Genomic DNA, 26,549 nt, shown 5'->3' on the forward strand with positions numbered 1-26,549 from the left:
CCGTAACCCAAACAAATGGTAACGCGACAATCGGTTCGAATCATGTGCTTTTGAATGGCAACGCCGTATGGTATCTGCAAGGCGGCCTGCTGAGCAGCGGGAGCGGTGACATTAGCATCGGATATACTGACAATCCAATAAGCAACGCAACCGTCAATATAAGCGGCGGAACATTGAATGCCGGCAGGGCTCTCAACGTACAATATCAATCTCTTCTAGAGCAAACCGGAGGAAATATAACTGCCGGCAGCATGAAAATTTACTCCGGCAGCAAAGTAAATGTTGGAGGCGGAACAGCAACAATAACGACCAACTTAACAATCAGCGGTAGTAGCAGTACTAATATTGCTGACAGCTCACGGCTGACACTTTCCGGCGGATCCTGGACGATTGATGGAACTCTTGAATTCCATACGAATTTAAGGGGTTCAGGTCTGGTTTTTGCCGAAGGGGACGCATCGCTTACCGCTAATAATCTGACATTCAATAGTGGATATATTGATTTTGTCACCGGTTCTGACGGCAGTTTAACCGTCACCAGCTTTACCGATGCTGCTGATTTTGATGGTTTTATTAATGCCGGACAAATCAGAATTGATGGGAAAATCAAAACTGCTTCCGATTTTAATATTGTTGGAAACACAATTATGATTCCTGAACCAGCGGCACTCTCAATGTTTCTGATTTCCGGACTGGCGCTGATAACATACCGCCGTATGCGATAAACCGGATGTTAAGCCGGTGTACATAAAAACCCCGGGGAACCCCGGGGTTTTCTTATTGCAGCACAGCTCCTGCCGGAGCTGTGTTGAATCAAACGGACGGCATCCAGAAACTCTTTCGGCACATCCACACCAATATAGACAGTTCTTTTATTCATCATATATTTCATCCTTGTAATATTCCAGTTCAAAAAATTTCTGTGTAAATCCGTGTCATTCGTGGTTAACTGTGTCCCATGTTCAGAGCGTTCTTGTTTTTCATTTCAATCGCGTTTTATTCCCATGCGCAATCCGTTCGCGCGCGCGCGCCGTATTACGGCGCGGTGGTGATTGACGCTAAAAGCGGTACACTGCTGGACGGTGACCGCGCCGCACTGCAGGGATTTCCGGCCAGCATGACCAAACTCGCCAATCTGTTTGTGCTGTTCGACGATCTGACCGCCGGAAAAATTCATCTGACCGATCAAATTAAAATTTCGCGGGAAGTGGCCCTCATCGGCGGACGGCAGGTCTGGCTGAAAGAAGGCGAAGTGTTTCCGGTGGAAGAACTGATTTATGCCATGATGGTGCATTCTGCGAATGACGCCGCCGCCGCGCTGGCAATTCACGCATCCGGCTCGCGTGCCGCACACGCCTCACGCATGACGGCGAAAGCTAAAGAGCTCGGTTTATATCACACCGAATTTCATTCGGTGCACGGACTGCCGCCGGAACATGGACAAAAGCCGGATACATCGTCGGCGCTTGATATTGCCCGGCTGTCGCGTGCATTGCTGGAACAGTATCCGCAAACACTGAAATATACATCCGTGCGCACACGCAGTTTCCGGGCAGATAAGCCGATGGTTTTAACGTCATCCAACAAACTGCTCGGTTCTGTGCCGGGATGCGACGGTCTAAAAACCGGATTCATTCAGATCGGCGGATTCTCACTGGCCGCAACGGCGAAACGCGACGGCAAGCGTGTGATCGCGGTCATTCTCGGCAGCAAAGAAGCCAAAGTCCGTGATGCAAAAGCAGCGGAATGGATCGAAAAAGGGTTTGTACTGTGGCATAAGGTGCCGCCGGAAATGATCGACATTACGGAACGCGCGGCAGCGCTGCTGGCCGATCATTCTGAACCGGTGCCGGATGAATCCGCCGCTTATCCTAAGCCGGTTTTCATTCTCGTTTCGTGCGTCATCGGAACGATCATCATTTTAATTTTTATGAGATTCCGTCACAAAAGGTAATAGCAAAAATTTCTTTATTACCCCCCGTGAATTACGCGAATTTCAGAGTATTTTAAATTAATGTATAGCCGCAAAAACGCGCAAAAATCGCCAGAGCGCACTGAGAACTTTTCAACTCTCAACTGTAAACTGGAAACCCTGAACACGGAACGCGGCGAGGGCGCCGCGTCTACTGCTCTGCCTCTCTGCTAATCCTGAATGTCTGATGCTTTCTGCAAAACTTCCGTGTGTTTTGTGTATCCCGTGGTTTAAACATCTGCGTTATCTGCGGATTTTCCAAGGCAGGCAAAGATGCCTGCGATACATTACACTTTTGTGTATATTTTGTGGCTATAATTTTTCTTAATACGCTCTAATCGCCACGAAAAACACAAGAAGCCGCAAGATGGTATCAATAGGACTATGTACTGACATCAGAATAAAATTTTCCCGATGTCATCGTTCAATTCCTCAAGATTATTTTCAATAACTCCCCAGACAATCCGGACATCTATAGAATCATATCCGTGAGCCAGAATGTTACGGAAAGAGATAATATCGCGATAATTGCGAATTCGCTGTAAAAGTCCGTCATCGGCACAACTGATCCGGTTTAACGCCTCACCGATAATTTCAAATTTCCGTTCAACAGCCGCCTGTGTTTTCCGATCAGACTGATATTGGTCAAAAGAAATACCGTTCGTGAATGTTTGAATCTCCTGAACCTGCATCAGAATATCATTCAGCCATTCTCTGACGCGATCATCCATAAACACGGATTCCTTCTGAATGAAGATTCTTTTTTAACGATGTTCTCGTCACAGACTCTGCGGGCAGCAAATCAACCGGGGATTCAAAAGAATCTTCCAATTCATGCAGTAATCCGAAATAGTTCCGTGAATATTCCGCCGGCGAAAGTTCATTAAACCGGACGCAAAAATCAAAATCGCTTTTCCCGCCGGCATCGCCGCGTGCCCTCGAACCGAACAGATCCATCTGCCGGACAAAATAACGCCGGCAAATCGGAGTAACTTTTAATTTAATCTGTTCCAGATCCATACCGGTAAATTACGAAATAAGAAAACACTGGTCAACCGTTTCCGGAAAGATTCAAAACGTTACACACAACTGCTTTTTGCCAATTGTATTTTATAAAAAAAGCTACATGCCCAAATATTTTTTATATTTTTGTAACGGCGAGTATTTAATTAGTGAACCACTCCACGGACTTTAGCTCGTGGAGTGGTTCACTTCATAAGAATCCGTAAAAATTTACGTTTACCGACTTTGAGGATTTGTTCGGCGCCGGGAGTGATGATAGTTTTGACATCGGAAATTTTTTCATCGTTGATGGTGACGCCGCCCTGCTGGATTAACCGGCGGGCTTCGCCGTTCGATGGTGCAAATCCGGCTTTGACGATGAGTTCGAGCAGTCCGGTTTCGCCGGCGAGTTTCATTTCCGGAATGTCGTCGGGGATTTCTTTCTGCGCGAAAACGCGGGCGAATTCTTCAGAGGCTTTTCTGCCTTCACCGGCGCCGGCAAAGCGGTCGGTGACAGCCTGCGCGAGCTCGTCTTTAACGGCGCGCGGATGCAGTTCACCGGAGTTTACTTTGGTCTGCATGGCTTCAATTTCTTTTGGATCACGGCAGAGGACGTAGAAGAAATATTTCCACATGAGTTCATCACTGACGCTCATAAGTTTGCCGAAAATATCTTTGGCGGAATCGTTAACACCGACGTAGTTGCCGAGGCTCTTGCTCATTTTCTGCGCGCCGTCGAGTCCTTCGAGCAGCGGCATGGTCATGACAACCTGCGGTTCCATGCCGTGAGCTTTCTGCATTTCGCGGCCGAGCAGCAGATTGAAGAGCTGATCGGTTCCGCCGAGTTCAAGATCGGCGTTGACCATGATGGAGTCGTAGGCCTGCACGAGCGGATAGAGAAATTCGACGAGAGAGATCGGGCGGTTTTCGGCATAGCGTTTGGAAAAATCGTCGCGCGCGAGCAGCTGGGCAACGGTGACTTTGGCGGCGAGCCGGATGACTTCATCGAATTTCATTTCGCCGAACCACTCTGAATTGAAACGGATTTCGGTTTTCGCCGGATCGAGTACGGAAAAGATCTGATGTTTATAGGTTTCGGCGTTTGCAACTACCTGTTCGCGTGATAGCGCCGGACGCGTGGCGGATTTGCCGGAGGGGTCGCCAATCATGCCGGTAAAATCGCCAATGATGAAAACGACGGTGTGCCCCAGCTCCTGAAATTCGCGCAGTTTGTTTAAAACCACTACGTGACCGAGATGGATATCCGGTGCGGACGGATCGGCGCCGAGCTTGATGCGCAGCGGCCGTTTTTCTTTTGCCGCGGCTTCAAGTTTCTTTTTCAGTTCTGCACCGGAAACGAGATCCACATGCCGTGCCGTTAGGAATTTTAACTGTTCATCAATTGTCATTTTAAATCCTCACCCATTTTAAATTTTTCAAGGCCGGCGGCACGTATCGCAGGCATCCCTGCCTGCCTTGAGCCCGCAAAAAATCCTGTCGACTGAAAACGGAGAATAAAAGAACCCACCGGGGTTTTCAACCTTGCGGGTTTACATAATCGGATTTTATTATTTGTAAAAACATAGCGGTAGAATCCGAAAATAATTCCGATGCCGCAGAGTTTTGAACCGCGGATTGCGCGGATATAAACGGATTTTTGACGAAGAGAAAACACAGGTACACTCAAGATAAATTCTCCACAAAAGATCGCGAAGATGAAACCGCAGCATTGGATTTGGATATTCCATTGCGTTTCTTTGCGTCCATCTGTTAAAAATTTTATCCGTAATAATTCTGACACCGCAGAGTTTTGAACCGCGGATTGCGCGGATATAAACGGATTTTTGACGAAGAGAAAACACAGGTACACTCAAGATAAATTCTCCACAAAAGATCGCGAAGTGCGCGAAGATTCAACCAAAGATGAAACCGAAGCATTGGATTTGGATATTCCATTGCGTTTCTTTGCGTCCATCTGTTAGAAGTTTTATCCGTTTATATCCGCGCACTCCGTAGTCAAACTCCCATAAAATTTTGTGACAAACTGTTTTTCTCTGGTTTTTAACGCAAAAACCCGCAGGGGTTTAACCTGCGGGTTTTCGTCAACAGAGTTTATGGTTCTGTTTTTATTCAGTCTTTTCACCGGGGCGCCAGGCTTCGCCGAGGTTAAGATCGTCGAACGCTGATGACAGGTCAACGAGTTCTTCGCCCGGGCGGAGACCGGTGAGGAGGTCGTCGTTAATGACGAAATCTTCATCGGCAATACTGGCCGCTTTAATGCTGAGGCCGATGCGGTGCTCCACCGGATCGATCTTAACAATACGGGCTTCCACTTCATCGCCGATGCTGAGAACGTCTTTGACTTTTTCGACGCGCTCATCGCTGATCTGGCTGATGTGAACCAGTCCGTCGATCCCGTCCTCGAGCTCAATAAACGCACCGAAGTTGGTGAGTTTCGTGACGTTGCCTTTGATCTTCTGACCTTCTTTATAGGTTTCGGTGATGCGCGCCCACGGATCTTCCTGCGCCTGTTTCAGGCCGAGGGAGATGCGCTGGTTGGCGGAATCGATTTCCAGAACAACAGTTTCAACTTCGCCGCCCTTCTTAAGCAGTTCAGACGGATGGTTGATCTTGCGTGTCCAGGACATATCGGAAACATGAATCATGCCGTCAACACCCTCTTCAATTTCAACAAACGCGCCGTATGAAGTGAAGTTGCGGACTTTACCTTTAACCAGCGAGCCGATTGGATATTTAAGCGCGGCAACTTCCCATGGATTTTCCTCTGTCTGGCGCATGCCAAGTGAAATTTTCTTCTCGTCGAGGCTGATGGAAAGAATGACCGCATCAACCTCATCGCCGACTTTCAGTACGTCGGAAGCGCGCTGAACACGTTTCGTCCATGAAATTTCGGAAACGTGCACCAAACCTTCAACACCTTCTTCAATCTCAATGAATGCGCCGTACGGGGCAAGACTGACAATCTTACCGCGCACCCGGGCGCCGATCGGATAACGGGCGTCGATGTTTTCCCACGGATTATCCTGCGTCTGTTTCAGACCGAGCGAAATGCGTTCCTTTTCGAGATCGATATCAAGAATCATCACGTTCACTTCGTCGCCGACTTTTACCAGCTCAGAGGGGTGATTGATACGGCCCCAGCTCATGTCGGTGACATGCAGCAGGCCGTCGATGCCGTCGAGGTCAACGAACGCGCCGAAATCAGTGATATTTTTAACAGAACCCTTACGAACCTGACCCACTTTAATTTCGCCGAGCAGTTTGAGTTTCTGTTCGCGGCGGTTTTCTTCAATGATTTCGCGCCGGGAAACAACAATGTTTTTGCGCTCTTTATTGATTTTAAGAATTTTAATCTGAATTGTCTGTCCGATGAAATCATCCAGATTGCGCACCGGCACAACATCCACCTGCGATCCCGGCAGAAACGCATCGGCGCCGATATCCACAATGAAGCCGCCTTTAATGGCGCGGGTAATAAGGCCGTCAACCACACTGCCTTCTTCGCAGTCGTTAACGATATGATCCCATTTGCGCTGCTGTTCCGCGCGTTTTTTGCTGAGCACGACCATACCGTGCTCATTTTCGAGGCTCTCAAGCAGCACTTCGATTTCGTCGCCAATGTTTATCGCTTCGAGATCGTCAAATTCATCGCCGTCAATGAGACCTTCTGATTTATAACCGATATCCACCAGAACTTCGTCGTCCTGGATCCGCAGAATTTTTCCGGGTACAATAGAACCGACAGTAAAATCCTTCAGGGTATCGTTGTACATTGCGTCGATGGCTGCTGCATCGCCACTGAGTGTATTATCCATATTAACTTTTCTATAATGATCCGGCGCCGCTTTGTCATCGCATTGCACGATGCGCCCCGGCCCGGGGTTATCTCTTTTCTTCCGCAAAGCTCACGGCCACCCGGCCGGTTATCTCGCTGCTGCGGTTTTTAAAAGAGCGGGCATACTAGCGGTTCAGTATGACGGCGCAAGCGGAAAAACATGAATCTATACTGTAAATATATGTAGTGCAGTCCGGGAATAATACGGCTCAGCCATTTTTCCCTTTACGCAATTCCCGTTACATATTACCTATTTCCCCTGATGAAAGCCTTTAAAGCATATGACATTCGCGGCGTCTACGGCTGCGACTTCACTGCCGCCGATGTAGAAAAAATCGGATTTTTTCTGCCGCAGCTTTTAAGCGCCCGCCGCATTCTCGTCGGGCGCGATGACCGCGCCAGCTCGCCGGAAATTTTTACCGCGCTTTGTTACGGCATCAATGCCGCCGGCGCGGATGTCGTTTCCATCGGACTCTCCACCACACCGGAAATTTATTTTGCCACCGCCACCCAAAAATTTGATGCCGCCGTACAGATCACCGCATCGCACAATTCGGCGGAATATAACGGACTCAAAGTCTGCAAAACCGGCGCACTGCCGGTCGACTATGCCAGAGGCCTCGCCGACCTCGAAACAATGTGCGCGCAGGGAGATGTCGTCCCTCTAAAAAAAAGAGGCCGCGTTTCGGAGCTGGATATCCATGACGACTACCTCGACTTTCTCCGGCAGTATCTGCCGGAAAATCTCTCCAAATTGAAAATCGGCGTCGACTGCTCCAACGGCATGGCCGCCCTTTTCATCAAAGATCTGCTCGGTAAAAAAACCAAATATATCTATGACACGGTCGACGGCACCTTTCCGAATCATCCACCGAATCCGCTCATCGAAGAAAACTGCGCCGGCCTCAAAAAACTCGTCATTGAAAACCAGCTGGATATCGGACTGATTTTCGACGGCGACGGCGACCGCGTCATGTTCATCGACGAGCGCGGGCGCTGTGTTCCGCCCGATTTAATCACCGCCGTCCTCGCCGAATATTTTCTCGCCGAAAATCCCGGCAGTCGCGTCCTGCACGACATCCGCACCTCCAAAGCGGTCACCGAACGCATTCTTGAGCTCGGCGGGGAACCGCATATGTGGAAAGTTGGACACTCCTTCGCCAAAATAAAAATGCGTGAACTCGGCGCCGTCGTCGGCGGTGAACTCGCCGGACACTACTACTTCCGCGACTTCTTCAACTGCGATTCCGGCATTCTCACCGCGCTTATCGTTTTAAATATCGCCGGCAGACTCAACGCCGCCGGCAAACCCTTTTCAAGCTGTATCGATGGTTTAATGCGCTATGCCAATTCCGGCGAAATCAACTTTCGCGTCGATCAGAAAGAAAACGCGATCGCTGCCGTTGTGCATAAATTTGCATCTGAAGAAAAACCAGCCGCCCTGTATGATTTCGACGGTGTTCGCCTGGAATTTGCCGACTGGTGGTTCAACATCCGCCCCTCCAACACCGAACCCTGGCTCCGCCTCGTTATCGAAGCCCGCACACCGGCGCTCCTCGCCGCAAAACGCGCCGCCGCCGAAGCCGTCATTAAGAATTTCTTAACGTAGACGCGGCGCCCTCGCCGCGTTCCGTGTTCAGGGTTTTCAGTTTACAGTTGAGAGTTGAAAAGTTCTCAATGCGCTCTGCGGTTTATCAATTATTCGGCCCATAATTATTTGGTGATTTTTGCGCATTTTTGCGGCTATATTTAATTTAAAATGCTCTGGAAACAAAAAATCGCACGGTGTAAAATCCTGTTCATCCTGTAAATCCTGTCTAAAAAAATTCCGACACTGGTGATTTTATGGTTTCATTACTGCATGAGTGAATTTGCATACGCGGCGGAATTAAAAAAGATGTTTCGCTGCTACGGTCATTTTTACCGGTTGAATATTGCCGGCGCGGAGCCGCAGCTGTGCCGGAGCGTGCTTGAAATTACATCATTGCCGCGCGAAGCGGTCGGTGCAGGAAACGATCCGGATGATCTGTTCGGCGCGAGGCCGGAAAAACATCTGCCGGACGCAGTGGTGATTATGATGAATCCGGGTTCGTCGAAACCGGTTGAGAATGGCGACACGGAAAGTCTGCTGTCGATGCCGCTGCCGGCAAATTTTGTGAAGCCGCTGGTGCTGACGCGTCCGGACAACACGCAGTATCAAATCATGCGCATTATGGCGGCGCAAAACTGGCGTCATGTGCGCGTACTGAATATTTCCGATTTGCGCGATCCGAAGAGCCCGGACTTTATGGCGCGCACGCAAAAGCTGGCGGAATTCCCCGGCGGCGGCGCGCACAGTCTGTTTTCCGGCGAACGCCGTGCGGAACGGGAAGTTATGCTGCGCCGGCAATCCGGCGCACCGTTTATTATCGGCTGGGGACAGAATGCCGGTTTAATTCCGCTGGCGGAACAGTGCTTAAACTGCATTGCCGGCGAACGCATCATTACCGTTCCCGCCGGCAATCATCCGGCGCTGACCGCGCATCCCAGCCCGATGCTGCAAAGCAAAAAAGAGGAGTGGCTGCGCACAATTCTGACAGAATTAAATTAACCACGGGAAACTACAGAATACACTGACAGTAAAAATTTCTGTGTCTCCGGTGTATTCCGTGATTAACTCTCTCTATGCCTGCCCAAAATCAGATTCCGGACCGTATTGCGACTGCACTGCGTCAGTTTCCGCCGTTTTCAATGTTTGATGAAGCGATGGTGGCAGAGCTGGCATGCACCGCCAAGGTTCAGGTTTTAACCAAGGGTGACACGGTTTGGCATCAGGGCGATCCGCCGTGCGGCGAAGTGCTGTTTCTGGCGCGTGGTCGCGTAGAGTATTATGCCGGCAGCGAGCTGATTGATGTGCGCGATGTTGGCGATATTCTCGGCCTTTCGGCACAGCACGAGAGCGAGCCGTACCGCGTTACTGCAATCGCGGAAGATGATTCCATCCTTTATGTTCTGCCCTGGCCGCTTGTCCAGGAACTGCTGTTAACCAACGATGAAGCGCGCTATTACGTGCGCCGGCATCTGTTCTGGGGCACGCGCCTCGGCCGTGCAATTCCGGACGGTATTGAAGCGAGCATCGGCGGTGAAAATGTCCTTGAGGCGCATCTGAAAGGCGCGCACATCATTACGCCGCGACCGCCGGAACGCCTGCTGCACTGCCTGCCGGAAACAACCATTCGCGACGCCGCTGAACTGATGGCAAAGCGCGGCATACCGTCGATTTTAATTACAAACAAAGAGAATCATCCGCTGGGAATTGTCACCGGCAACGATCTGGTGCGCGAAGTGATTGTCAACGGGCGCGACAGCCGCCAGCCGGTTTCCAGCATCATGTCGGCGCCGGTGGTCACCGTTGCAACAAATTCAAGCACTGCGGCGGCGGCGCTGACGATGCTCCGTGAACGCATCGGACAGGTCTGTGTAACGGAGGACGGAACGGCAGATACACCGGCGCTCGACGTTTGCACGCAGAAAGATCTGCTTGCACAGAGCGGACGTCATCCCGCCGGTTTTATTCACGAACTGCACATTGCGCAAACGCCGGCACGTTTCCGCGAAATCTGCGATGATATTGAAGAGATGGCAAAAACCTATCTTGACGCCGGAATTTCCGGCATTCTGCTCGGTGAAATCTGCGCTGAACTTTATAATGAACTCGTGCGCCAGCTCATTGATATTTCACTCGCCGAACTGACCGATCAGGGTATGCAGCTGCCGGAAGCGCGGTGGGCGTGGATTGCCGTCGGCAGCGACGGACGCCGTGAGCAGGTATTACGCACCGACATGGATAATGCCATCATTTTTGCATCGTCCGGCAGCAGCAAAAAAGATGAGGCCAACCGCGTTTATTTTCTAAAACTCGCCGCACGCGTGATTGAAATGATGGTCGATACCGGTTTTACACGCTGTCAGGGGCGCGTCATGGCAAGTAACCCAAAATGGTGCCGAACCGATGCCGAATGGATCGCCGAACTGAACGATCCCAATCTGCTTCATGACAACAAAAAACTGATCAGAGCGCTGATCCTTTATGATCTGCGCTATGTCGCCGGCGATCCAATGCTCAGCGCCGCTGTGCGTGAAACCGTTTTTAAAACGGCCGGCAAAGATACAGCGCTGCAGCACTATATGGCGGAAATGATTGTCGCCACGCCGCCGCCGTTAAATTTTCGCGGCAAATTTGTTGTTGAAAAAAAAGGCGGCAATGAAGGTGAATTCGATATTAAAAAACGCGGACTCGCACCGCTGCGCGATGCGGCGCGGCTGTTCGCACTGCATTACGGGCTGAAAAAACATCATTCCACCGGCGGGCGCTGGCTTGAACTGATGACCGCACAGCCGGATATGGCTGAAATCGCCGGACTTGCCCGGGAAGGATTTGACCAGCTGCTGCGGATCCGCACATCCACCGGACTGCAGCGCGGCGACGACGGACGCTATCTTGATCCGGCTGAACTTTCCCGACTTCAGCGCGGACAGCTTGTGAATGTTTTTGATGTTCAGCGCATGGTGCAGGCTGCTGTGCGCGTTCATTTCCAGCTCGACATACGCAACATATAAACAGTGGAATGGTGAATAGAGAGATTTTCAATGTTCAATGCTCAATATTCAGTTTTCATTGCCGCTTCGCTGCCTGCCTTCCAGCGAGCCGTTGCCGCTCACTCCGGGCGCTGTTTTCTTTCAGGAAGCCACTCTTCGAGTCTTCATCTCGTTTCGAATCTCGATTTTTCCAGCCGTTTATATCTGTGTAATCCGTGGTTAATGAAATGATTGCCCTCTTCCAGAAAAAACCGCTACCGCAATTCTGTGCCGACTATCTTGCAGCGGCGAAACAGAAGCCGGCACGAAGAACACCGGCAAACAGTTTGCGCTTTGTCGTACTCGATGCAGAAACCAGCGGTTTTCAGATTAAAACCGACCATATTCTTTCCATCGCACTGTTCAATATTGTCAGCGGTCAGATTCAAATTGAGTCCAGCCGCAAGTGGCTGGTTCATCAGCCCGGAGTAGGAACAAATGCCGCCACTGCCATTCACGGCATTCTGCCGAATGAATCAAATGCCGGAATCCATGAGGCAAAAGTTATTCATGAACTGATTGAAATTCTCACCGGCGCGATCGTTGTCGGGCATCACGTCCGGTTCGACGCCGATATGATTAATGAAGCCATGCTGCGGCACTGCAAAATTAAATTTCGCAGCCGGACAATTGATACGGCGCAGTTCGCGATGAACGAACTCACCGCATTCCACCGCACCGGTTACGCACGGCAGCGCCCGCCGACACTCGATGAACTCGCCGCGCATTTCGATATTCCCGTCATTGCGCGTCACACCGCCGAAGGCGATGCGTTTCTCACCGCCAAACTTTTTCTGCTGCTTTGCGGACGCATCCGCCGCCGCACCGGGCGTGCAGTTCAACTCCGCGATCTGCCGGTAAGAAATTATTGATTGTTCAATGCGGAAACGCGGCGCACCGGTGAAATGTATCTTCATACAAATCGTCGGCCGGCGGCGCATGATGCACCGTAAGTTTTTTATTCCCGCACTCCTCTGCATTCCACCGCACCGTTTCTTCTCAGCAGTTCAAAAACTTTCTCCGGCGGCGCCGCAGCATCAATCCACTCCACATTCAACTGATGCCGGAACCAGGTCATCTGGCGTTTGGCAAGCTGACGCGTACGAATGATTGTTTTTTCTTTGGCTTCATTCACATGCAATTCACCGCGCAATACCGCGAACGCTTCGGCATAGCCGATGGCGTGCTGCGCGGTAGAAGATAATTCAATCTTCATCAATGCTTCCGCTTCTGCCAAAAGTCCGGCGGTGTACATTGTTTCGACGCGTACGGCGATGCGCCGGTGAAGTTCAGCGCGTTCGACATGCAGTCCGATAATTTTCGGCAATGGATTTTTCTGCCATAAAGCATGTAGACGCGGCGTCCCCGCCGCGTTCTCTTCCATCGTGGACGCGCCGGGGACATCACGTCTACGTTGGCTTTGTTCCAATAAGCGAATCAGCCGGCGCGGATTTGTTTTGTCGGCGAGCTGTTCATATTGTGCCGGAGCGGTGGTGCGAACTTCATTTTGCAGTTCGGCGCATGTCATTTTTTCGGCGCGTACACGCAGAGTTTCGTCGGCACCGGAAAAATTGTCGAGTCCCTGCAGCAGACATTTCACATAAAGCCCGGTGCCGCCGGTAACAACGGGAACTGCATTTTCAAATGCAGGGCAAACGGCATTCAGCCAGTCGCCGACGCTGAAATTCTGTTCCGGCGACACAATGTCTATTCCGTAATATGAAATTCCGGTGCGCTCTGCCGCCGGCGGTTTGGCGGTGCCAATGTCCATGCCGCGATAAATATTCATTGAATCGGCAGAGACAACCGGCGCGCCGGTTTTTTCGGCAAAGCATTGCGCGAGTGTACTTTTACCCGAGGCCGTTGGACCGGTCAGAACATAAGCTTGAGGACTGTTCAACATTTAAAAATTCTAAAACAAACGAAGAAAATTATAGCCACAAAAAACACAAAATTTCGTGAAAGGGAGTATATTTTTTCAGACTTGGGTCTTTCGTATTTCGGATTTTCTTCCGTGCCAGAGTATTCCGGAGTCAGGCTTTCGAGTTCAGGGTTTCTTCAACGGATGGCGGCTGTGCCATAAAGAAGAAATCAAATAGATACCGGCAGCGATGCAAATGGCGGAGTCGGCGACATTGAACGCCGGCCAGTGCCAGCTGCCGATATAAAAATCGAGAAAATCGGTGACCCATCCAAGCTTGATGCGATCGATCAGGTTGCCGCAGATTCCGCCGACCATGAGCCCGAATGCAATCCGGTGATCGAGCGTTGGATTCAGTAATTTCCGGCGGTACACCGCAAGAATCACGAGCACACCGACGGACAGCAGAATTAACAGCAGCTGCTGTCCGCCGAGAATGCCCCATGCCGCACCTTCGTTACGAACGTACACGAGATTAAAAAATCCGGGAATGACAACCCGCGGCTCGCCGCCGTAAATAAATGTATTACGTACCCACAGCTTGGTTAACTGATCCGCAAGTATGATAACTAAACCAAGAATAAAAACCAGCATGAGCGCGCCTTTCCGGTGTTAACCGCGCATGGTGCTGCCGAACGGACGGTAGTGCGCACGGCCCTTTTCAAGCTCGGACTGTGCGCGCACGGTATAGCGAACATACGGCAGTGCTTTGAGACGTTCAATGTTGATCGGCTTGCCGGTAAGCTCGCAAATACCGTAGGTTCCTTTTTCGATGCGGCGCAGAGCGGCGTCGATTTCAGCAAGCACTTCCTGCTCGGAACCCATCATATTGAGCTCCATTTCGCGGTCAAAGGTATCGGTGCCCTGATCGGAGAGCGATGGATCGCGCTGATTGGCTTCAAGGTTATCGCGTGAAAGAATGTTGTAGCCGCCGAAAACGCGTTCGCGCAGTTTCAGCAGCATTTCTTTAAACATCGCCACTTCTTTAGCCGTCAGCTTTTTTTTACCCGGTGCGGCAGGTACCGGCGGCACCGGAACCGGTGCCGGAGCCGGACGTGCTGATACCACAGCTTTTTTTACTTCGATTTTTTTTGCCGGCGCTTTTTTGGCTGCCGGTTTTTTTGCTACAGCTCTCTTTACTGCCGGTTTCTTTGCCGGCGCTTTTTTAGCAACGGCTTTTTTGGCCGGTGTTTTTTTCGGCGCTGTTTTCTTGGTCGCTGCCGCTTTTTTGATACTCTTTTTAGCCGCCGTTTTCCTGGCCGGTGTTTTCTTCTTTGCAGTTGCCATTTGAAAGCCTTTCTTTTGCCGGTTTTACACAGACGAGTCGAAAAATAGGCGCCGCTTTTATCACGGGGCCGCAACCGTGTCAACCGGCAAGGCGTTTTATTTTAGAGGAATAATTTGCACCGGATAATATATAAAGATTTATATCGTAAACTCCGGTAAGAAACAGCGCGTTATGTATGACGCATGGCGTTCATGACAAACGGTTTTTGAAATCTGCATATTCAAATTTCCGGACAATTTCAATCCTGCCCGCACGCCGGATTGCAATCGCCGGATGCCGGATGCCGTTAAACATCGTCGTCTTTACCATCGTATAATGCGCCATGTCTTCAAATACCAACCGGTCGCCCGGTAACAATGGACGGTCGAATGACCAGTCGCCGATTACATCGCCGGCAAGACAGCTGATGCCGGCGAGCCGGTAATTATATTTTTTTTCTCCGGAATTCCCGGCGCCGGCGATGCGCGGACAGTACGGCATTTCCAAAACATCCGGCATATGACACGTGCACGAACAGTCCAGAATCGCAATGTCACCGGAATTTTGAATCACATCCAGCACCGACGTTACCAGCACACCGGCATTCAGCGCCACCGCCTCGCCCGGCTCAAGAATCACCTGTACACCGTATTTTTGCTTAAAGTCATTAATTAATTTACACAGGAGATCAATGTCGTAATCCTCGCGTGTGATGTGATGGCCGCCGCCGAAATTCACCCACTCCATCTGCGGCAGAAACCCGCCAAATTTTTCCTCCACCGCCGCTAATGTAATTTGCAGCGCATCTGCGTTCTGTTCGCACAGTGTATGAAAATGCAGACCGCTGATGCCGCTCAAATCCTCGCCGGTAAACTGCGACCGTAAAATTCCGAGCCGCGACCCCGGTGCACATGGATCATACATCGCATGCGGCTGCGTCGAACATTCGGGATTGATCCGTAATCCAAATTTAGGTGGAACGCGACCTCCGGGCGCGCTCGAACGGGCGCGGAGCGCCCGTTCCACCAATGGCGCGAAGCGCTTCCACTGCGTAAACGAATTAAAATCGATCTCGTCGCACAGCGTTAATAATTCACGCACATCATCCTCGCTGTACGCTGCTGCAAATGCATGAACCTCACCGCCGAACTCTTCGTGGCCCAACCGCGCTTCCCACGGTGAACTGGCGCAGACGCCATCAAGCACCCTGCGCAACTGCGGAAACATGCTCCACATCGCAAAACCCTTCAGCGCCAGTAAAATTTTACAACCGGTGCGCTCTTTCACACCGGCCAAAATATCGAGATTGTGTTGAATCAGTGCTTCATCAACCACATAACACGGCGTCGGAATTTCATTCAACTTCATACCCCGTGTTTTAATGCTCTGCTCCGGCAAATGCACGACAAATCAAATAACTGCGCCAGAAAGTATCTGCACAACAGCGGCAGACAAATGGAACAGATTGTGGTTTTTTATCCTGTAACTCGCGATGAAAAAATTTACTCTGATAAACAGTGAAAACAAAACAAGAACGTGCAGATTATATTGCAAAGCGGCTGGATGAACTGTATCGACAAGTTGATGTTCCGCTGCAGCATTGCAACGCGTTTACCCTGCTTGTCGCAGTAATTCTTTCTGCGCAATGCACCGACAAACGTGTAAACGAAGTGACACCGGTGCTGTTTAAAAAAGCCGGCACACCGGAGGAAATGGTGAAGCTCGGACGCGAAAAAATCCGGCAGCTCATCAAAACCTGCGGACTCGATAACAGCAAATCAAAATCCATCTACGAAACATCAAAATTACTTGTCGAAAAATTTAACAGCCGGGTTCCGCAAACATTTAAGGAGCTGGAAAGCCTGCCGGGCGTCGGACACAAAACTGCATCGGTCATTATGGCGCAGGCATTCGGCTTTCCGGCGTTTCCGGTAGATACGCATATTCACCGGCTTGCACAACGGTGGAAACTGACGAATGGTAAAAACGTTGAACAAACGGAAGCTGACCTAAAAAAACTGTTCCCGCCGGAACAGTGGAACAGACTCCACATTCAACTGATTCTCTATGGACGAGAACACTGTTCTGCACGCGGTTGCGACGGCACCAGATGCGAAATCTGTCACACATTATTTCCACAGCGGAAAACACCGGTGAAGACGAAGAAATAATTGGACGCAGAGCAGCCGCATGAATCAAAAAGCTTCAACCGGAGACTTGCTTTTACAATCTGCCCGCTTTTGTTTAGAAAAGAAAGTTTGAGATACGGAGTTGTTCCGTCACTGGTTTTCTGATTAACTGAAATTCGTTTTTAATACATTAATTTCGCAGAAATGATGCAATGTAAACACACAGCAAAAGGGAATCATGAGTAACGGACTGTGGTTCTCGATCGCGATCAGCGTTCTTGGCGGACTGGGAGTTTTCCTGCTTGGAATGAAGTATATGTCGGAGGGGCTGCAAGCTGTTTCCGGCAACCGGTTGCGAAAGATCGTTGGTTTAATTACAGACAACCGCATCATGGGAATGCTGGTCGGTCTCACGGTAACCTGTATTGTGCAGTCAAGTTCGGTGACGACGGTAATGGTGATCGGACTGGTGAACAGTGCGGTGATGACGCTGACACAGGCAATCGGTGTGATTTTCGGTGCAAATATCGGAACGACAATCACTGGCTGGATTCTTACGTTGAATATCGGAAAATACGGTCTGCCCCTGCTCGGTATTTCCGCTCTGGTTTTTATTTTCGCAAAACCCGGGAAAATCCGCTATGCTGGAATGGTGTTCATGGGAATCGGCATGATTTTCTTTGGACTGCAGTTGATGAGTGAAGGGTTTAAACCGCTGCATACAATTCCGGAACTTAAAGAATGGTTCATTGCGTTCCAGGCAGCGTCGTATCTCGGCGTCTTAAAATGCGCACTGGTCGGCTGTCTGATTACCATGGTTATTCAGTCGTCTTCGGCAACACTCGGAATCACCATGGGGCTGGCATCGACCGGCATGATTAATTTTCAAACTGCCGGTGCGCTGGTGCTTGGTGAAAATATCGGAACCACAATTACGGCGTTTCTGGCGTCACTCGGTGCAACACCGAATGCCAAACGGGCGGCGTATGCGCATATTTTGTTTAACCTCATCGGCGTGCTCTGGATTACACTGATTACGATTCCAATCTATTTTCCATTAGTTGCAAAATTGATTGGCCACGACCCGAATACGATGGTTGTGCTTGCAAACGGTGAAGAATCTTTTCCATATATTCTCGTCGGAATTGCAATGGTACACACCGGATTCAATGTAGTGAACACGCTGGTTTTTCTGCCGTTCACCGGAGTGCTTGCAAAACTGGTGACATGGCTGGTGCCGGATAAAAAAAGTACCGCACCGTTTACACTGCCGCCGCTCGAAATTGTACGCGGCGATACACCGGCGCTCGGTGTGCTGCAATCTGAAAAATATATTCTGTTCATGGCGGACAGCGATGAAATAATGTTAGAAACACTGGGTGCGGTTTTAGAATCAGACAAGATAACCGGAGAAGATAAAGCCAAAATTTTTGAACGCGAAAAACTGCTTGATACTATGCAAGAAGAGATCATCGTATTCCTCGGTGAACTGATTAATGGCGAACTTTCGTATGATGTACAGCTCACCGGTCGGCACCAGATGCGTATGGCGGATGAATATGAATCCATTAGCGATTACGCCGCCGCCGTTTTAAAAGGTCTTTTAAAACGGCATGAAAATAAACTTGATTTTGCACCGATGGATATTCAGGAATTCATCGACATCAACCGGCGTGTGCTGGACTATGTGAAAAAGGTTAATCTGGCGGTCCGCACAAATAATGTGCGTCTGGCTGCCGACCTTGTCCTGGTCAGTCATGAAATTACCCGCATCATGAAACAATACCGGCAGGCGCATCTGACGCGCATTGTCGATAATGTTTCAACACCGCTCAGCAGCCTGGTCTACACCGATATATGGAACAGCTACCGCCGCTTGAAAGATCATGCGCTGAACATCGCTGAAATTGTCACCGACAAAAAATAAATGTAAGAGACGAGCAGAATGAACTGACACAAATTTTCAACAACCAATAACAAATAACTTTTAATTCAATCATGGATCATTTGATTTTTAATGTTTTCTGGCAGGTCGGCGGAGGAGTGGGACTGTTTCTGCTTGGCATGAAAAATATGTCCGACGGCATGCAGGCTGCTGCCGGTAAAAAACTCCGGGCTTTGATTGCCGCCGCAACCGGACATCGTATTATTGCATGTATGATCGGGTTTCTGGTCACCGCACTGATTCAGTCGAGTTCAGTGACCACTGTGATGCTCGTCGGTTTTGCCAATGCAGGACTGATGACATTAACGCAGGCGATCGGCGTCATTCTCGGCGCAGATATCGGAACCACGGTAACCGGCTGGATTCTTGTGCTGGACATTGGTAAAGCCGGTCTGCCGATGCTCGGTTTCGCTGCACTGTTTTATCTGTTTTTACGAAAAGAACATCTGCGCAGCATTGCCCTGCTCATCATAGGACTCGGCATGGTGTTCTTTGGTCTTGAACTCATGAAAGAGGGTTTTTACCCGTTGCGCGAAATGCCGGAGTTTCTTGAATGGTTTTCAAAATTCAGACCGGATTCCTTGTGGGGTTTAATCAAATGTATATTCGCCGGCGCAGCTGTCACTGCCGTTATTCAATCTTCTTCCGCCACTGTCGGAATTACCATGAGCCTGGCGATTGCCGGCGTCATAGATTTTGAAACTGCTGTGGCGCTCGTTCTCGGGCAGAACATTGGAACCACGATTACCGCATTTCTTGCATCACTCGGAGCAACGCGCACCGCCAAGCGCGTGGCGTATGCGCACATCTTCATAAAAATCATCGGCGTAATCATTATTCTCGGTATTTTCCCCTGGTATCTGGCGACGATCAAATTACTTTTGTCCGGTGATCCGAATGCCGTCGAGATGATTCGCGGTGAAGCGGTTTATCCGGCGATGATTAAAGGGATTGCTGTTGCACATACAACATTCAACATTTTTCTGGTGATCTTTTTCCTGCCGTTTACTAAAATAATTGCAACAGCACTTACGCGGTTATTTCCTGACTCTGACACTGAGGAAATTCCGCATCTCACCTACTTCGAACAGTCAACACCCGCACTCAGCCTGGAACAATCGCGACAGGAACTGCTGTTCATGGCGGACAGTGATCGAAGAATGATGGACTCCCTGCGCACCTGCATGTTTGTTGAAAAACTGGATGAAGAAACGCGCCGGTGGATTTTTAAACGCGAAGAAATTCTGGACAACGTCCAAAGAGAAATTACCGAATTTCTCGGTATTCTGCTTGGAGAAGAAACCGTCACTTACCGGATTTCTGTTGAAGCACGGAAACAGATCCGCATGGCCGACGAATACGAGACCATCAGTGATTACATCACCGGAATTTTAAAGATGCAGTTGAAAATACGTGAAAATAAACTTGTTCCGACGCAGGACGGAATAGATGAAATAATGACTCTCCATGATCGTACTGCAAAATATCTTGATTTTGTAACGGCTGCATTTCAAGCCCAGCCCGGGACAGATTTTCTGGCCGAGGCCATACGCCGCAGCGACGATCTGACCCGCATGATGCGGGAATTTCGCGCGCGCCATCTCGAACGCCTCGTTGCCGGGGAAGTCGCCCCGCAGCTCAGTCTTGTCCTGCCGGATATGCTCAACAGCTACCGGCGCTTAAAAGACCACGCGCTCAACATTGCGGAAATTATCGCCGGGCAGAAATAGAGACATTGCTGATTTCAGATTGAAGATTTTTGTCGAAAATCAAAAGTCTAGAGCATTTTAAATTCATGTATAGCCGCAAAAACGCGCAAAAATCGCCAAATAATTATGGGCCGAATGATTGATAAACCACGCATGAACACGAATGCAGCGCTGCATTTGCCTCTTTGTAAAAAAATCCGTGTATCCGGTGTATTTGCGGTTTTCACTGCCCGCCTTTGGCGAGCCTTTGCCGCTTTCGCTGCTTTCTTTCAGAAAGCCACTCTTCGAATCCAGCCTGTTCGCGCATGCATCGTTGTGGGGCAGACATTCTTGTCTGCCCTGCGCAGGCAGGAATGCCTGCGTCACATTTGCCGCTCCGTCGTGGCAGGCAAGCAACTGTGTTTTTGTGGCTATAATTTTTCTTAATACGCTCTAAATGTCAAAAGTTTTTAATTTTTAGATTTTTGACAATGATCATTTTCTCCACACAACGACATTGATTTTCTTACGTCCCCATTTGAGCGCCCGGTCATGTGTACGGTAGAAAAGATCGATGCGGCTCGGTCCTTTAATAGCGCCGCCGGTATCCTCCACGCGACCGTAGCCATACCCCGGAACATACATGATGGTGCCGAACGGATAATAGTGCGTGTCAGCAGCAATGGTGCCGTATTTTGCTTTCGTACCGGAAGCGGTGAGGCCGGTTTTTTTCACTTTGCCTTTATTCGGTCCCGAGGAATAGACCGGCCGGCCGAGCTTTAAAATACTGCGCTCCCAGCTGCAGCATTTGCCGCACGGACAATATGCGGTCGCCTCCATGGCAACTTTGCGCGGCGGAATATTTTGCGGCGGACGGATGGTTGAACATCCGGTTCCAAGCAGCACAAGCGCCGCCGGCAGTAAACAGCGCAGTTTATGCTTTACGCAATGCCAGCGTGCAGGAATGTCCATTAAGGTCAACGGGCTCTCCTCCTATTGTTCCGCTTTCGATCGAAAGCGCGAGCACTTCAGATTTGATGTATTCTTCAAATGCAGAAATAGCGGTGCCAACGGCGTCATCGGCGGCGACCGTCAAATAAATGCGGTCGGTTACATCCAGTCCGCTGTTTTTACGCAGCTGCTGCACCTCTTTGATCAGCTCGCGCGCGATGCCTTCGCGAATCAGCGCAGCGTCAATTTCCAGATCGAGCGCGACCACGAGCGCACCCTGCGTCTGCACGGCGAGTCCATCCTTCGGAATGTGCTCCAGAATAATATCGGCAGCGTCCACGGTAATAGTTTCACCCTGAATCGTCAGCACCAGGGCTTCACCGGCCGCCACCGGATGAAGCATTTTCGCCGGAAGTTTTTGCACGGCGGTATTAATCTGCTGAACCTGTTTGCCGAATTTTGGACCGAGCGTTTTAAAATTCGCTTTGGCTTTCAGTTCGGCGAATCCGCTTTCGTCATCGCCGAAAACCACCTCATGCACGTTCAGCTCCTCAGCGATCATCTCTTTTAATTCATCGACTTTGTTCAGCAGTGCGCTGTTGCGGCTGACCACATCCAGCCGGCGCAGCGGCTGCCGCACTTTTATATCATGCTCTTTACGCAGCTGGCGCCCCATCACCACCACATCCATCACAATCCGCATCTGCTGTTCAAGATCGAGGTCGCGCTGAATTCCGGCAGCGGTCGGAAAGTCGCAGAGGTGCACCGATTCCGGCATACCATCCGTTCGCAGATTCCGGTAAATTTCTTCAGCAATGAACGGGACGAACGGCGCCGCAATTTTACAGAGCTCCGTCAGCACATGATACAGCGTCGCATACGCCTGCTGTTTATCTGCATCGTCGCCGGATTTCCAGAAACGCCGGCGCGAGCGGCGGATATACCAGTTCGTCAAATCTTCGATGAACGTCACAAACGGACGTACCGCACGCTGTAAATCATACGCATCCATCGCCGCTGTAACTTCCTGGCAAAGATTCGCCAGCGAACTTTCAATCCAGCGGTCGAGCAGGTTTTCGCTGCGGGCTTTTGCCGGCGCCGGTTTCCATTTGTCAATCAGCGCATACGTTACAAAAAAGATGTAGGCGTTCCATAACGGAATCAGCAGGTGGCGCAGTGCGTGTTTCACACCCTCTTCCGAAAAGCGCAGCGGTTCGGCGTGCACCACCGGCGAATTAATCATGTAAAGACGCAGCGCATCGGCTCCATATTTGTCGATAACGTCGAGCGGATCGGGATAATTTTTCAGGCGCTTGCTCATTTTGCGTCCGTCTTCCGCCAGAACCAGGCCGTTCACGACCACATTTTTAAAGGCCGGTTTTTTGAAGAGCGCGGTGGACAATACCATCAGCGTATAAAACCAGCCGCGCGTCTGATCGAGACCTTCCGCGATAAAGTCCGCCGGAAAATTCGCCTCAAAATGCGCTTTATTTTCAAACGGATAATGCTGCTGCGCATACGGCATCGAACCGGACTCAAACCAGCAATCGAGCACTTCCGGCGTGCGTTTATAAGTTTTTCCCTCTTTGTGAATCAGGATATCGTCAATGATATGCTTGTGCAGATCATCGACTTTTTCGCCGGAGAGTTGCTCCAGCTCCGCTGCCGATGAAATGCAAATCATATCATTCGCATCGTCAATATTCACCCACACCGGAATACATGAACCCCAGAAACGGTTGCGGCTGATATTCCAGTCGTTCGCGTTCGCAAGCCAGTTGGCAAACCGTTTTTCACCGACAAATTCCGGCATCCAGTGGACCTGTTCATTGTTTGCTACCATCTCGGCGCGCAAATCTTCAACGCGCACATACCACGCGTCGATCGCGCGATAGATCAGCGGCGTATCGGTGCGCTCGCAGAATGGATAGCTGTGTTGAACCGTCGACTGATGAACCAGCCTGCCCGCATCTTTCAGGCGCCGGATGATCTCTCTGTCGGCATCTTTACAAAACTGCCCGGCCCGGTCCGGCACAAGCGCCGTAAATTTGCAGTCGTCGTCCAGCGGATCAATGAGCGGAATGCCGGCGGCGCGGCAGATGCGATAGTCATCTTCGCCGAACGCCGGCGCTAAATGAACAATGCCGGTTCCCTCTTCAGTGCTGACAAAATCATCGAGCAGCAAACGGAATGAATTGGGATTATCCTTAAAATAATCGAATAGCGGTTCGTATTCTAAACCGGCGAGCTCCGCGCCGGTAAACTTTCTCAGCAGCTCATACTGATCTTCTGATTTATAATAGGCGCTCAGCCGGTTTTCAGCGAGCAGATAGATATCGCCGGCGGCGATGTCCCGAACCGCCACATACGCTATTCCGGCGCCGGCACAGATGGCGAGGTTCGCCGGCAGCGTCCACGGTGTGGTCGTCCACAGCAGCGCATACGCATTTTCAAATTCAAAACCCTTCAGCTTCACGCGCACTGTAACCGCCGGGTCCTGCACCTCCTGATAATTCCGTCCCGCTTCAAAATTTGACAGCGGCGTGTTCAGCTTCCAGCTGTACGGCATAATTTTGTGTGCGCGGTAAATCCGGTTCTGTTTCCACAGTTCTGAAAAGACCCACCAGATCGTCTCCATGAACTCTTTATCCATGGTTTTGTAGTCGTTTTTAAAATCAACCCAGCGCCCCATGCGCGTAACGGTGCGTTCCCACTCCTCCACATAGCGCGTCACCATCGACCGGCACTGTTCATTAAATTTTGCCACGCCCGCCTCTTGAATGGCCGGCGCGCCGGCGAGCCCGAGCGCTTCCTGCGCCAGCGCTTCAATCGGCAGGCCGTGACAATCCCAGCCGAACCGGCGCTCTACTTTATAACCGCGCATCGTCTGATAACGCGGAACGATATCTTTAATCATTCCGGCGAGCAGATGGCCGTAATGCGGCAGACCGGTGGCAAACGGCGGGCCGTCGTAAAAGACAAACTCCCTGGCGCCGGCGCGGTTTGAAATTGATTTGGTAAATGTGCCGTGCTCTTCCCAAAACGCACCCACACCCTCTTCCATTTTCGCAAAATCTGTCTTAGTAGAAACCGGTTTAAACATGCCGTACACTCCTTAAAACGGTAAAACGAAATAATGTAACCGGCGTTAACACTGAAAACAAGCGTTAGGCGGTATAATTCGCGCCGCTGCAATATCTCCGGCAGATACACATTGAACAGGTCGGCTGTTCGCTCGGTTTTAACGCCACCGGTTATGTTTCGCAGCTCTTCAAACAATCAACCGGCCTCGCGCCCTCCGCATTTCGCGCCGGTATTCAATAAGAATACAATCCGCATGCGGCGGGGGTCAGTCCGTTATCATTTAGAGCGTATTAAGAAAAATTATAGCCACAAAAAACACACAAACACACAAAAGTGTAATGTATCGCAGGCATCTTTGCCTGCCTTGGGAAATCCGCAGATAACGCAGATATTTAAATCACGGGATACACAACACACACGGAAGTTTTGCAGAAAGCATCAGGCATTCAGGGATTAGCAGAGAGGCAGAGCAGTAGACGCGGCGCCCTCGCCGCGTTCCGTGTTCAGGGTTTTCAGTTTACGGTTGAGAGTTGAAAAGTTCTCAGTGCGCTCTGCGGTTTATCAATCATTCGGCCCATAATTATTTGGCGATTTTTGCGCGTTTTTGCGGCTATACATTAATTTAAAATGCTCTAAAAACGCTGATTCTTCCGGTATCTCATACAACACAGATGATCCACCATCAGCTGAAATCAGCTTGATTTCTTAAAGTTAACCGTTTAATAAAAAAAACAGATTCCTAAACTTCATTTTCAGAGCTATCTTTATTCCGTATTAAAAATTAAGTGTCGTGGAATGCAGAGAGTATTTTATATAAAGCGAAGCCTGTTGCAGTATCGTTCGATTGCTGCCTGGCTGTTTCTAATGTGCGGATCCTGTTTATACAGCGACTCGATGCAGCGGCATCTGGACGCGGTAAAAACTCTTCCGGCGGAAGAAAAATCTCAGGAATTTTTATACGGAATATATTCTTATCCGACCCGTTACATCGACAGCGGCGTTAACTGGCCGGGGCTCGTCGGCAGAGAGACCGCACACCTGACCACCCTCTTCCCGGATATCGAAGAAGTTGACGGCATGATGCTGATTATTTACTGGTCGGTGATTGAGCCGGAACCGGGTGTCTATCGCTGGGAAATCATCGATGAGGTGATTGACTACTGGAAGGAACGCGGGAAAACCGTGGCGATCTGCATTGCACCGTGGGCAATTCCGGTGGCATTCAGCGATGCGTGGGGCGGCGTTCAGGATGCATTTCCCGCCTGGGCACGGAAAGAGGTTAAGTATTATGAATCGAGTGTCAACATCATGGGCAACCTGTTTGAGGGGCAAAAAGCACCGCTCGCGGTTCCGCTGTTTCTGGATGGCAAATACCGGGAACATCTTACGCGTTTGATCACCGGATTCGGAAAGCGTTATGATGGAAATCCATCCATTGCATTTGTGCGTGTCGGAATCGGCCATATCGGAGAAGAAACATTTCCAGTGACGACAGTCGGCAGCAGCAGCCGGCACTGGACAAAAGAAATCTTTCAGGAAGCGGCCGCCGACGGAGCGACTCCTGAAACATGGTATGATTATTGCATCTGGCTGTGCGGGCAGTACAGACTGGCATTTAAGACGACGCCGCTCAGCATCAACATGATTCTGGCCGGTTATGTATATAAAACGGATGCCGCCCAATTCATGCAGGCAGACCGGTTCCTGGACTATTGTTTAATCCATGGCATCATGATGGGAAATAACGGGTTAAGCGATGCCACCCTCTCCGACATTGAAAACATGGAGCAGTCGCCCAGAGCAACCTACTGGCTGTTAAAGCGATACAGCGATGCCGGCTTCCCGGTGGAAAACGAGATGAAAGCGCCGCCGCAGACGGAAACCAATGCCGATGCCATGCTTAAAGCCGTGGAGCTGGTCAGACCGCGCTACATCAATCTGTTCGGCCCGCACATCGGCGTCATCAAAGCATTCCGGGATGAGGAGTTCCGGAAAACCTCGCCGGACTGGAAAATTTTTGAACAAACGTTGAACAAACGCGGCGAAGATCCGGAAAAAGCGGCGGAACGTTTTTCCGAAATGGTCAAAACACTTCAACTGCGTAAAGTTAAATAACA

Annotated in this window: 21 protein-coding genes; 11 read left to right on the forward strand and 10 right to left on the reverse strand. The window is 50.3% G+C overall.

Features of this window, described 5'->3' with window-relative positions:
* The coding region (locus WC959_08910; GenBank protein MFA5689250.1) for a hypothetical protein at positions 1 to 725 on the forward strand (725 nt) is incomplete at its 5' end.
* A gap of 233 nt (positions 726 to 958) precedes the next feature.
* Positions 959 to 1,954 carry a serine hydrolase gene (locus WC959_08915; protein MFA5689251.1) on the forward strand — a complete coding sequence of 332 codons (996 nt, stop codon included), beginning with the start codon at positions 959 to 961 and terminating at the stop codon, positions 1,952 to 1,954.
* Between the two features lie 413 nt (positions 1,955 to 2,367).
* On the opposite strand, the gene WC959_08920 is transcribed toward WC959_08915, so the two are convergent.
* The 4 genes from WC959_08920 to WC959_08935 form a co-directional block, all read right to left on the reverse strand.
* Positions 2,368 to 2,703 carry a HepT-like ribonuclease domain-containing protein gene (locus tag WC959_08920; protein MFA5689252.1) on the reverse strand — a complete coding sequence of 112 codons (336 nt, stop codon included), beginning with the start codon at positions 2,701 to 2,703 and terminating at the stop codon, positions 2,368 to 2,370.
* A complete protein-coding gene (locus WC959_08925) occupies positions 2,696 to 2,992 on the reverse strand; it encodes a nucleotidyltransferase domain-containing protein (protein ID MFA5689253.1) in 297 nt (98 codons plus the stop codon). The genes WC959_08920 and WC959_08925 overlap by 8 nt, the downstream gene beginning before the upstream one ends.
* Before the next feature lie 188 nt (positions 2,993 to 3,180).
* Positions 3,181 to 4,383, reverse strand: coding sequence for a tyrosine--tRNA ligase (gene tyrS, locus WC959_08930; GenBank protein MFA5689254.1), 1,203 nt, complete (start codon positions 4,381 to 4,383; stop codon positions 3,181 to 3,183).
* A 717-nt stretch (positions 4,384 to 5,100) separates the two neighbouring features.
* Positions 5,101 to 6,858 carry a 30S ribosomal protein S1 gene (locus WC959_08935; GenBank protein MFA5689255.1) on the reverse strand — a complete coding sequence of 586 codons (1,758 nt, stop codon included), beginning with the start codon at positions 6,856 to 6,858 and terminating at the stop codon, positions 5,101 to 5,103.
* A 234-nt stretch (positions 6,859 to 7,092) separates the two neighbouring features.
* On the opposite strand from WC959_08935, the gene WC959_08940 reads away from it, so the two are divergent.
* The 4 genes from WC959_08940 (at position 7,093) to WC959_08955 (ending at position 12,319) form a co-directional block, all read left to right on the forward strand.
* Positions 7,093 to 8,439, forward strand: coding sequence for a phosphomannomutase/phosphoglucomutase (locus tag WC959_08940; GenBank protein MFA5689256.1), 1,347 nt, complete (start codon positions 7,093 to 7,095; stop codon positions 8,437 to 8,439).
* 252 nt (positions 8,440 to 8,691) lie between these two features.
* On the forward strand, positions 8,692 to 9,420 hold the full coding sequence (locus WC959_08945; protein MFA5689257.1) for a hypothetical protein: 729 nt from the start codon (positions 8,692 to 8,694) through the stop codon (positions 9,418 to 9,420).
* Between the two features lie 74 nt (positions 9,421 to 9,494).
* On the forward strand, positions 9,495 to 11,429 hold the full coding sequence (locus WC959_08950; GenBank protein MFA5689258.1) for a DUF294 nucleotidyltransferase-like domain-containing protein: 1,935 nt from the start codon (positions 9,495 to 9,497) through the stop codon (positions 11,427 to 11,429).
* Between the two features lie 206 nt (positions 11,430 to 11,635).
* Positions 11,636 to 12,319, forward strand: coding sequence for a 3'-5' exonuclease (locus tag WC959_08955; GenBank protein MFA5689259.1), 684 nt, complete (start codon positions 11,636 to 11,638; stop codon positions 12,317 to 12,319).
* Between the two features lie 86 nt (positions 12,320 to 12,405).
* On the opposite strand, the gene miaA is transcribed toward WC959_08955, so the two are convergent.
* The 4 genes from miaA to nspC all read right to left on the reverse strand — a co-directional run bounded on the left by miaA (position 12,406) and on the right by nspC (position 16,003).
* Positions 12,406 to 13,350, reverse strand: a complete 945-nt coding sequence (gene miaA / locus WC959_08960) for a tRNA (adenosine(37)-N6)-dimethylallyltransferase MiaA (protein ID MFA5689260.1) — start codon at positions 13,348 to 13,350, stop codon at positions 12,406 to 12,408.
* 144 nt (positions 13,351 to 13,494) lie between these two features.
* Complete coding sequence (gene lspA / locus WC959_08965) at positions 13,495 to 13,962, reverse strand: signal peptidase II (GenBank protein ID MFA5689261.1); 468 nt, start codon at positions 13,960 to 13,962, stop codon at positions 13,495 to 13,497.
* Between the two features lie 18 nt (positions 13,963 to 13,980).
* Complete coding sequence (locus tag WC959_08970) at positions 13,981 to 14,655, reverse strand: TraR/DksA family transcriptional regulator (GenBank protein MFA5689262.1); 675 nt, start codon at positions 14,653 to 14,655, stop codon at positions 13,981 to 13,983.
* Positions 14,656 to 14,845: 190 nt separating this feature from the next.
* Entirely contained in the window at positions 14,846 to 16,003 is a 1,158-nt protein-coding gene (nspC, locus tag WC959_08975) for a carboxynorspermidine decarboxylase (protein ID MFA5689263.1), read from the reverse strand.
* Positions 16,004 to 16,152: 149 nt separating this feature from the next.
* Between nspC and nth the strand changes: the two genes are divergently transcribed.
* The 4 genes from nth (at position 16,153) to WC959_08995 (ending at position 20,844) form a co-directional block, all read left to right on the forward strand.
* Positions 16,153 to 16,806 (forward strand): endonuclease III, encoded by a 654-nt coding sequence (nth, locus tag WC959_08980; protein MFA5689264.1) that lies wholly within the window; start codon positions 16,153 to 16,155, stop codon positions 16,804 to 16,806.
* Positions 16,807 to 17,002: 196 nt separating this feature from the next.
* Positions 17,003 to 18,691 carry a Na/Pi cotransporter family protein gene (locus WC959_08985; protein ID MFA5689265.1) on the forward strand — a complete coding sequence of 563 codons (1,689 nt, stop codon included), beginning with the start codon at positions 17,003 to 17,005 and terminating at the stop codon, positions 18,689 to 18,691.
* A gap of 71 nt (positions 18,692 to 18,762) precedes the next feature.
* Positions 18,763 to 20,439: a Na/Pi cotransporter family protein gene (locus WC959_08990; GenBank protein MFA5689266.1), complete on the forward strand. Its 1,677-nt coding sequence runs from the start codon at positions 18,763 to 18,765 to the stop codon at positions 20,437 to 20,439.
* Between the two features lie 114 nt (positions 20,440 to 20,553).
* On the forward strand, positions 20,554 to 20,844 hold the full coding sequence (locus WC959_08995) for a hypothetical protein (GenBank protein MFA5689267.1): 291 nt from the start codon (positions 20,554 to 20,556) through the stop codon (positions 20,842 to 20,844).
* 48 nt (positions 20,845 to 20,892) lie between these two features.
* Here the strand turns inward: WC959_08995 and WC959_09000 are convergent, their stop codons facing one another.
* Both WC959_09000 and ileS read right to left on the reverse strand, forming a co-directional pair.
* Complete coding sequence (locus WC959_09000) at positions 20,893 to 21,369, reverse strand: 3D domain-containing protein (protein MFA5689268.1); 477 nt, start codon at positions 21,367 to 21,369, stop codon at positions 20,893 to 20,895.
* Positions 21,332 to 24,451, reverse strand: a complete 3,120-nt coding sequence (ileS, locus tag WC959_09005) for an isoleucine--tRNA ligase (GenBank protein MFA5689269.1) — start codon at positions 24,449 to 24,451, stop codon at positions 21,332 to 21,334. The genes WC959_09000 and ileS overlap by 38 nt, the downstream gene beginning before the upstream one ends.
* A gap of 776 nt (positions 24,452 to 25,227) precedes the next feature.
* On the opposite strand from ileS, the gene WC959_09010 reads away from it, so the two are divergent.
* Positions 25,228 to 26,547 (forward strand): beta-galactosidase, encoded by a 1,320-nt coding sequence (locus WC959_09010; protein ID MFA5689270.1) that lies wholly within the window; start codon positions 25,228 to 25,230, stop codon positions 26,545 to 26,547.
* Positions 26,548 to 26,549: the final 2 nt, after the last annotated feature.

It is taken from the genome of Kiritimatiellales bacterium (assembly GCA_041656295.1).
Lineage (GTDB): Bacteria > Verrucomicrobiota > Kiritimatiellia > Kiritimatiellales > Tichowtungiaceae > Tichowtungia.

What these genes read in the sequence shown, in the direction of transcription:
- WC959_08920 (MFA5689252.1), bottom strand. Translation starts at nt 2,703, where the DNA reads ATGGATGATCGCGTCAGAGAATGGCTGAATGATATTCTGATGCAGGTT.
- WC959_09010 (MFA5689270.1), top strand. Translation starts at nt 25,228, where the DNA reads ATGCAGAGAGTATTTTATATAAAGCGAAGCCTGTTGCAGTATCGTTCG.
- WC959_08970 (MFA5689262.1), bottom strand. Translation starts at nt 14,655, where the DNA reads ATGGCAACTGCAAAGAAGAAAACACCGGCCAGGAAAACGGCGGCTAAA.
- WC959_08950 (MFA5689258.1), top strand. Translation starts at nt 9,495, where the DNA reads ATGCCTGCCCAAAATCAGATTCCGGACCGTATTGCGACTGCACTGCGT.
- WC959_08940 (MFA5689256.1), top strand. Translation starts at nt 7,093, where the DNA reads ATGAAAGCCTTTAAAGCATATGACATTCGCGGCGTCTACGGCTGCGAC.
- WC959_09000 (MFA5689268.1), bottom strand. Translation starts at nt 21,369, where the DNA reads ATGGACATTCCTGCACGCTGGCATTGCGTAAAGCATAAACTGCGCTGT.
- miaA (MFA5689260.1), bottom strand. Translation starts at nt 13,350, where the DNA reads ATGTTGAACAGTCCTCAAGCTTATGTTCTGACCGGTCCAACGGCCTCG.
- WC959_08995 (MFA5689267.1), top strand. Translation starts at nt 20,554, where the DNA reads ATGATTGATAAACCACGCATGAACACGAATGCAGCGCTGCATTTGCCT.
- nspC (MFA5689263.1), bottom strand. Translation starts at nt 16,003, where the DNA reads ATGAAGTTGAATGAAATTCCGACGCCGTGTTATGTGGTTGATGAAGCA.
- WC959_08990 (MFA5689266.1), top strand. Translation starts at nt 18,763, where the DNA reads ATGGATCATTTGATTTTTAATGTTTTCTGGCAGGTCGGCGGAGGAGTG.
- ileS (MFA5689269.1), bottom strand. Translation starts at nt 24,451, where the DNA reads ATGTTTAAACCGGTTTCTACTAAGACAGATTTTGCGAAAATGGAAGAG.
- lspA (MFA5689261.1), bottom strand. Translation starts at nt 13,962, where the DNA reads ATGCTGGTTTTTATTCTTGGTTTAGTTATCATACTTGCGGATCAGTTA.
- WC959_08945 (MFA5689257.1), top strand. Translation starts at nt 8,692, where the DNA reads ATGAGTGAATTTGCATACGCGGCGGAATTAAAAAAGATGTTTCGCTGC.
- tyrS (MFA5689254.1), bottom strand. Translation starts at nt 4,383, where the DNA reads ATGACAATTGATGAACAGTTAAAATTCCTAACGGCACGGCATGTGGAT.
- WC959_08985 (MFA5689265.1), top strand. Translation starts at nt 17,003, where the DNA reads ATGAGTAACGGACTGTGGTTCTCGATCGCGATCAGCGTTCTTGGCGGA.
- WC959_08915 (MFA5689251.1), top strand. Translation starts at nt 959, where the DNA reads ATGTTCAGAGCGTTCTTGTTTTTCATTTCAATCGCGTTTTATTCCCAT.
- WC959_08925 (MFA5689253.1), bottom strand. Translation starts at nt 2,992, where the DNA reads ATGGATCTGGAACAGATTAAATTAAAAGTTACTCCGATTTGCCGGCGT.
- WC959_08955 (MFA5689259.1), top strand. Translation starts at nt 11,636, where the DNA reads ATGATTGCCCTCTTCCAGAAAAAACCGCTACCGCAATTCTGTGCCGAC.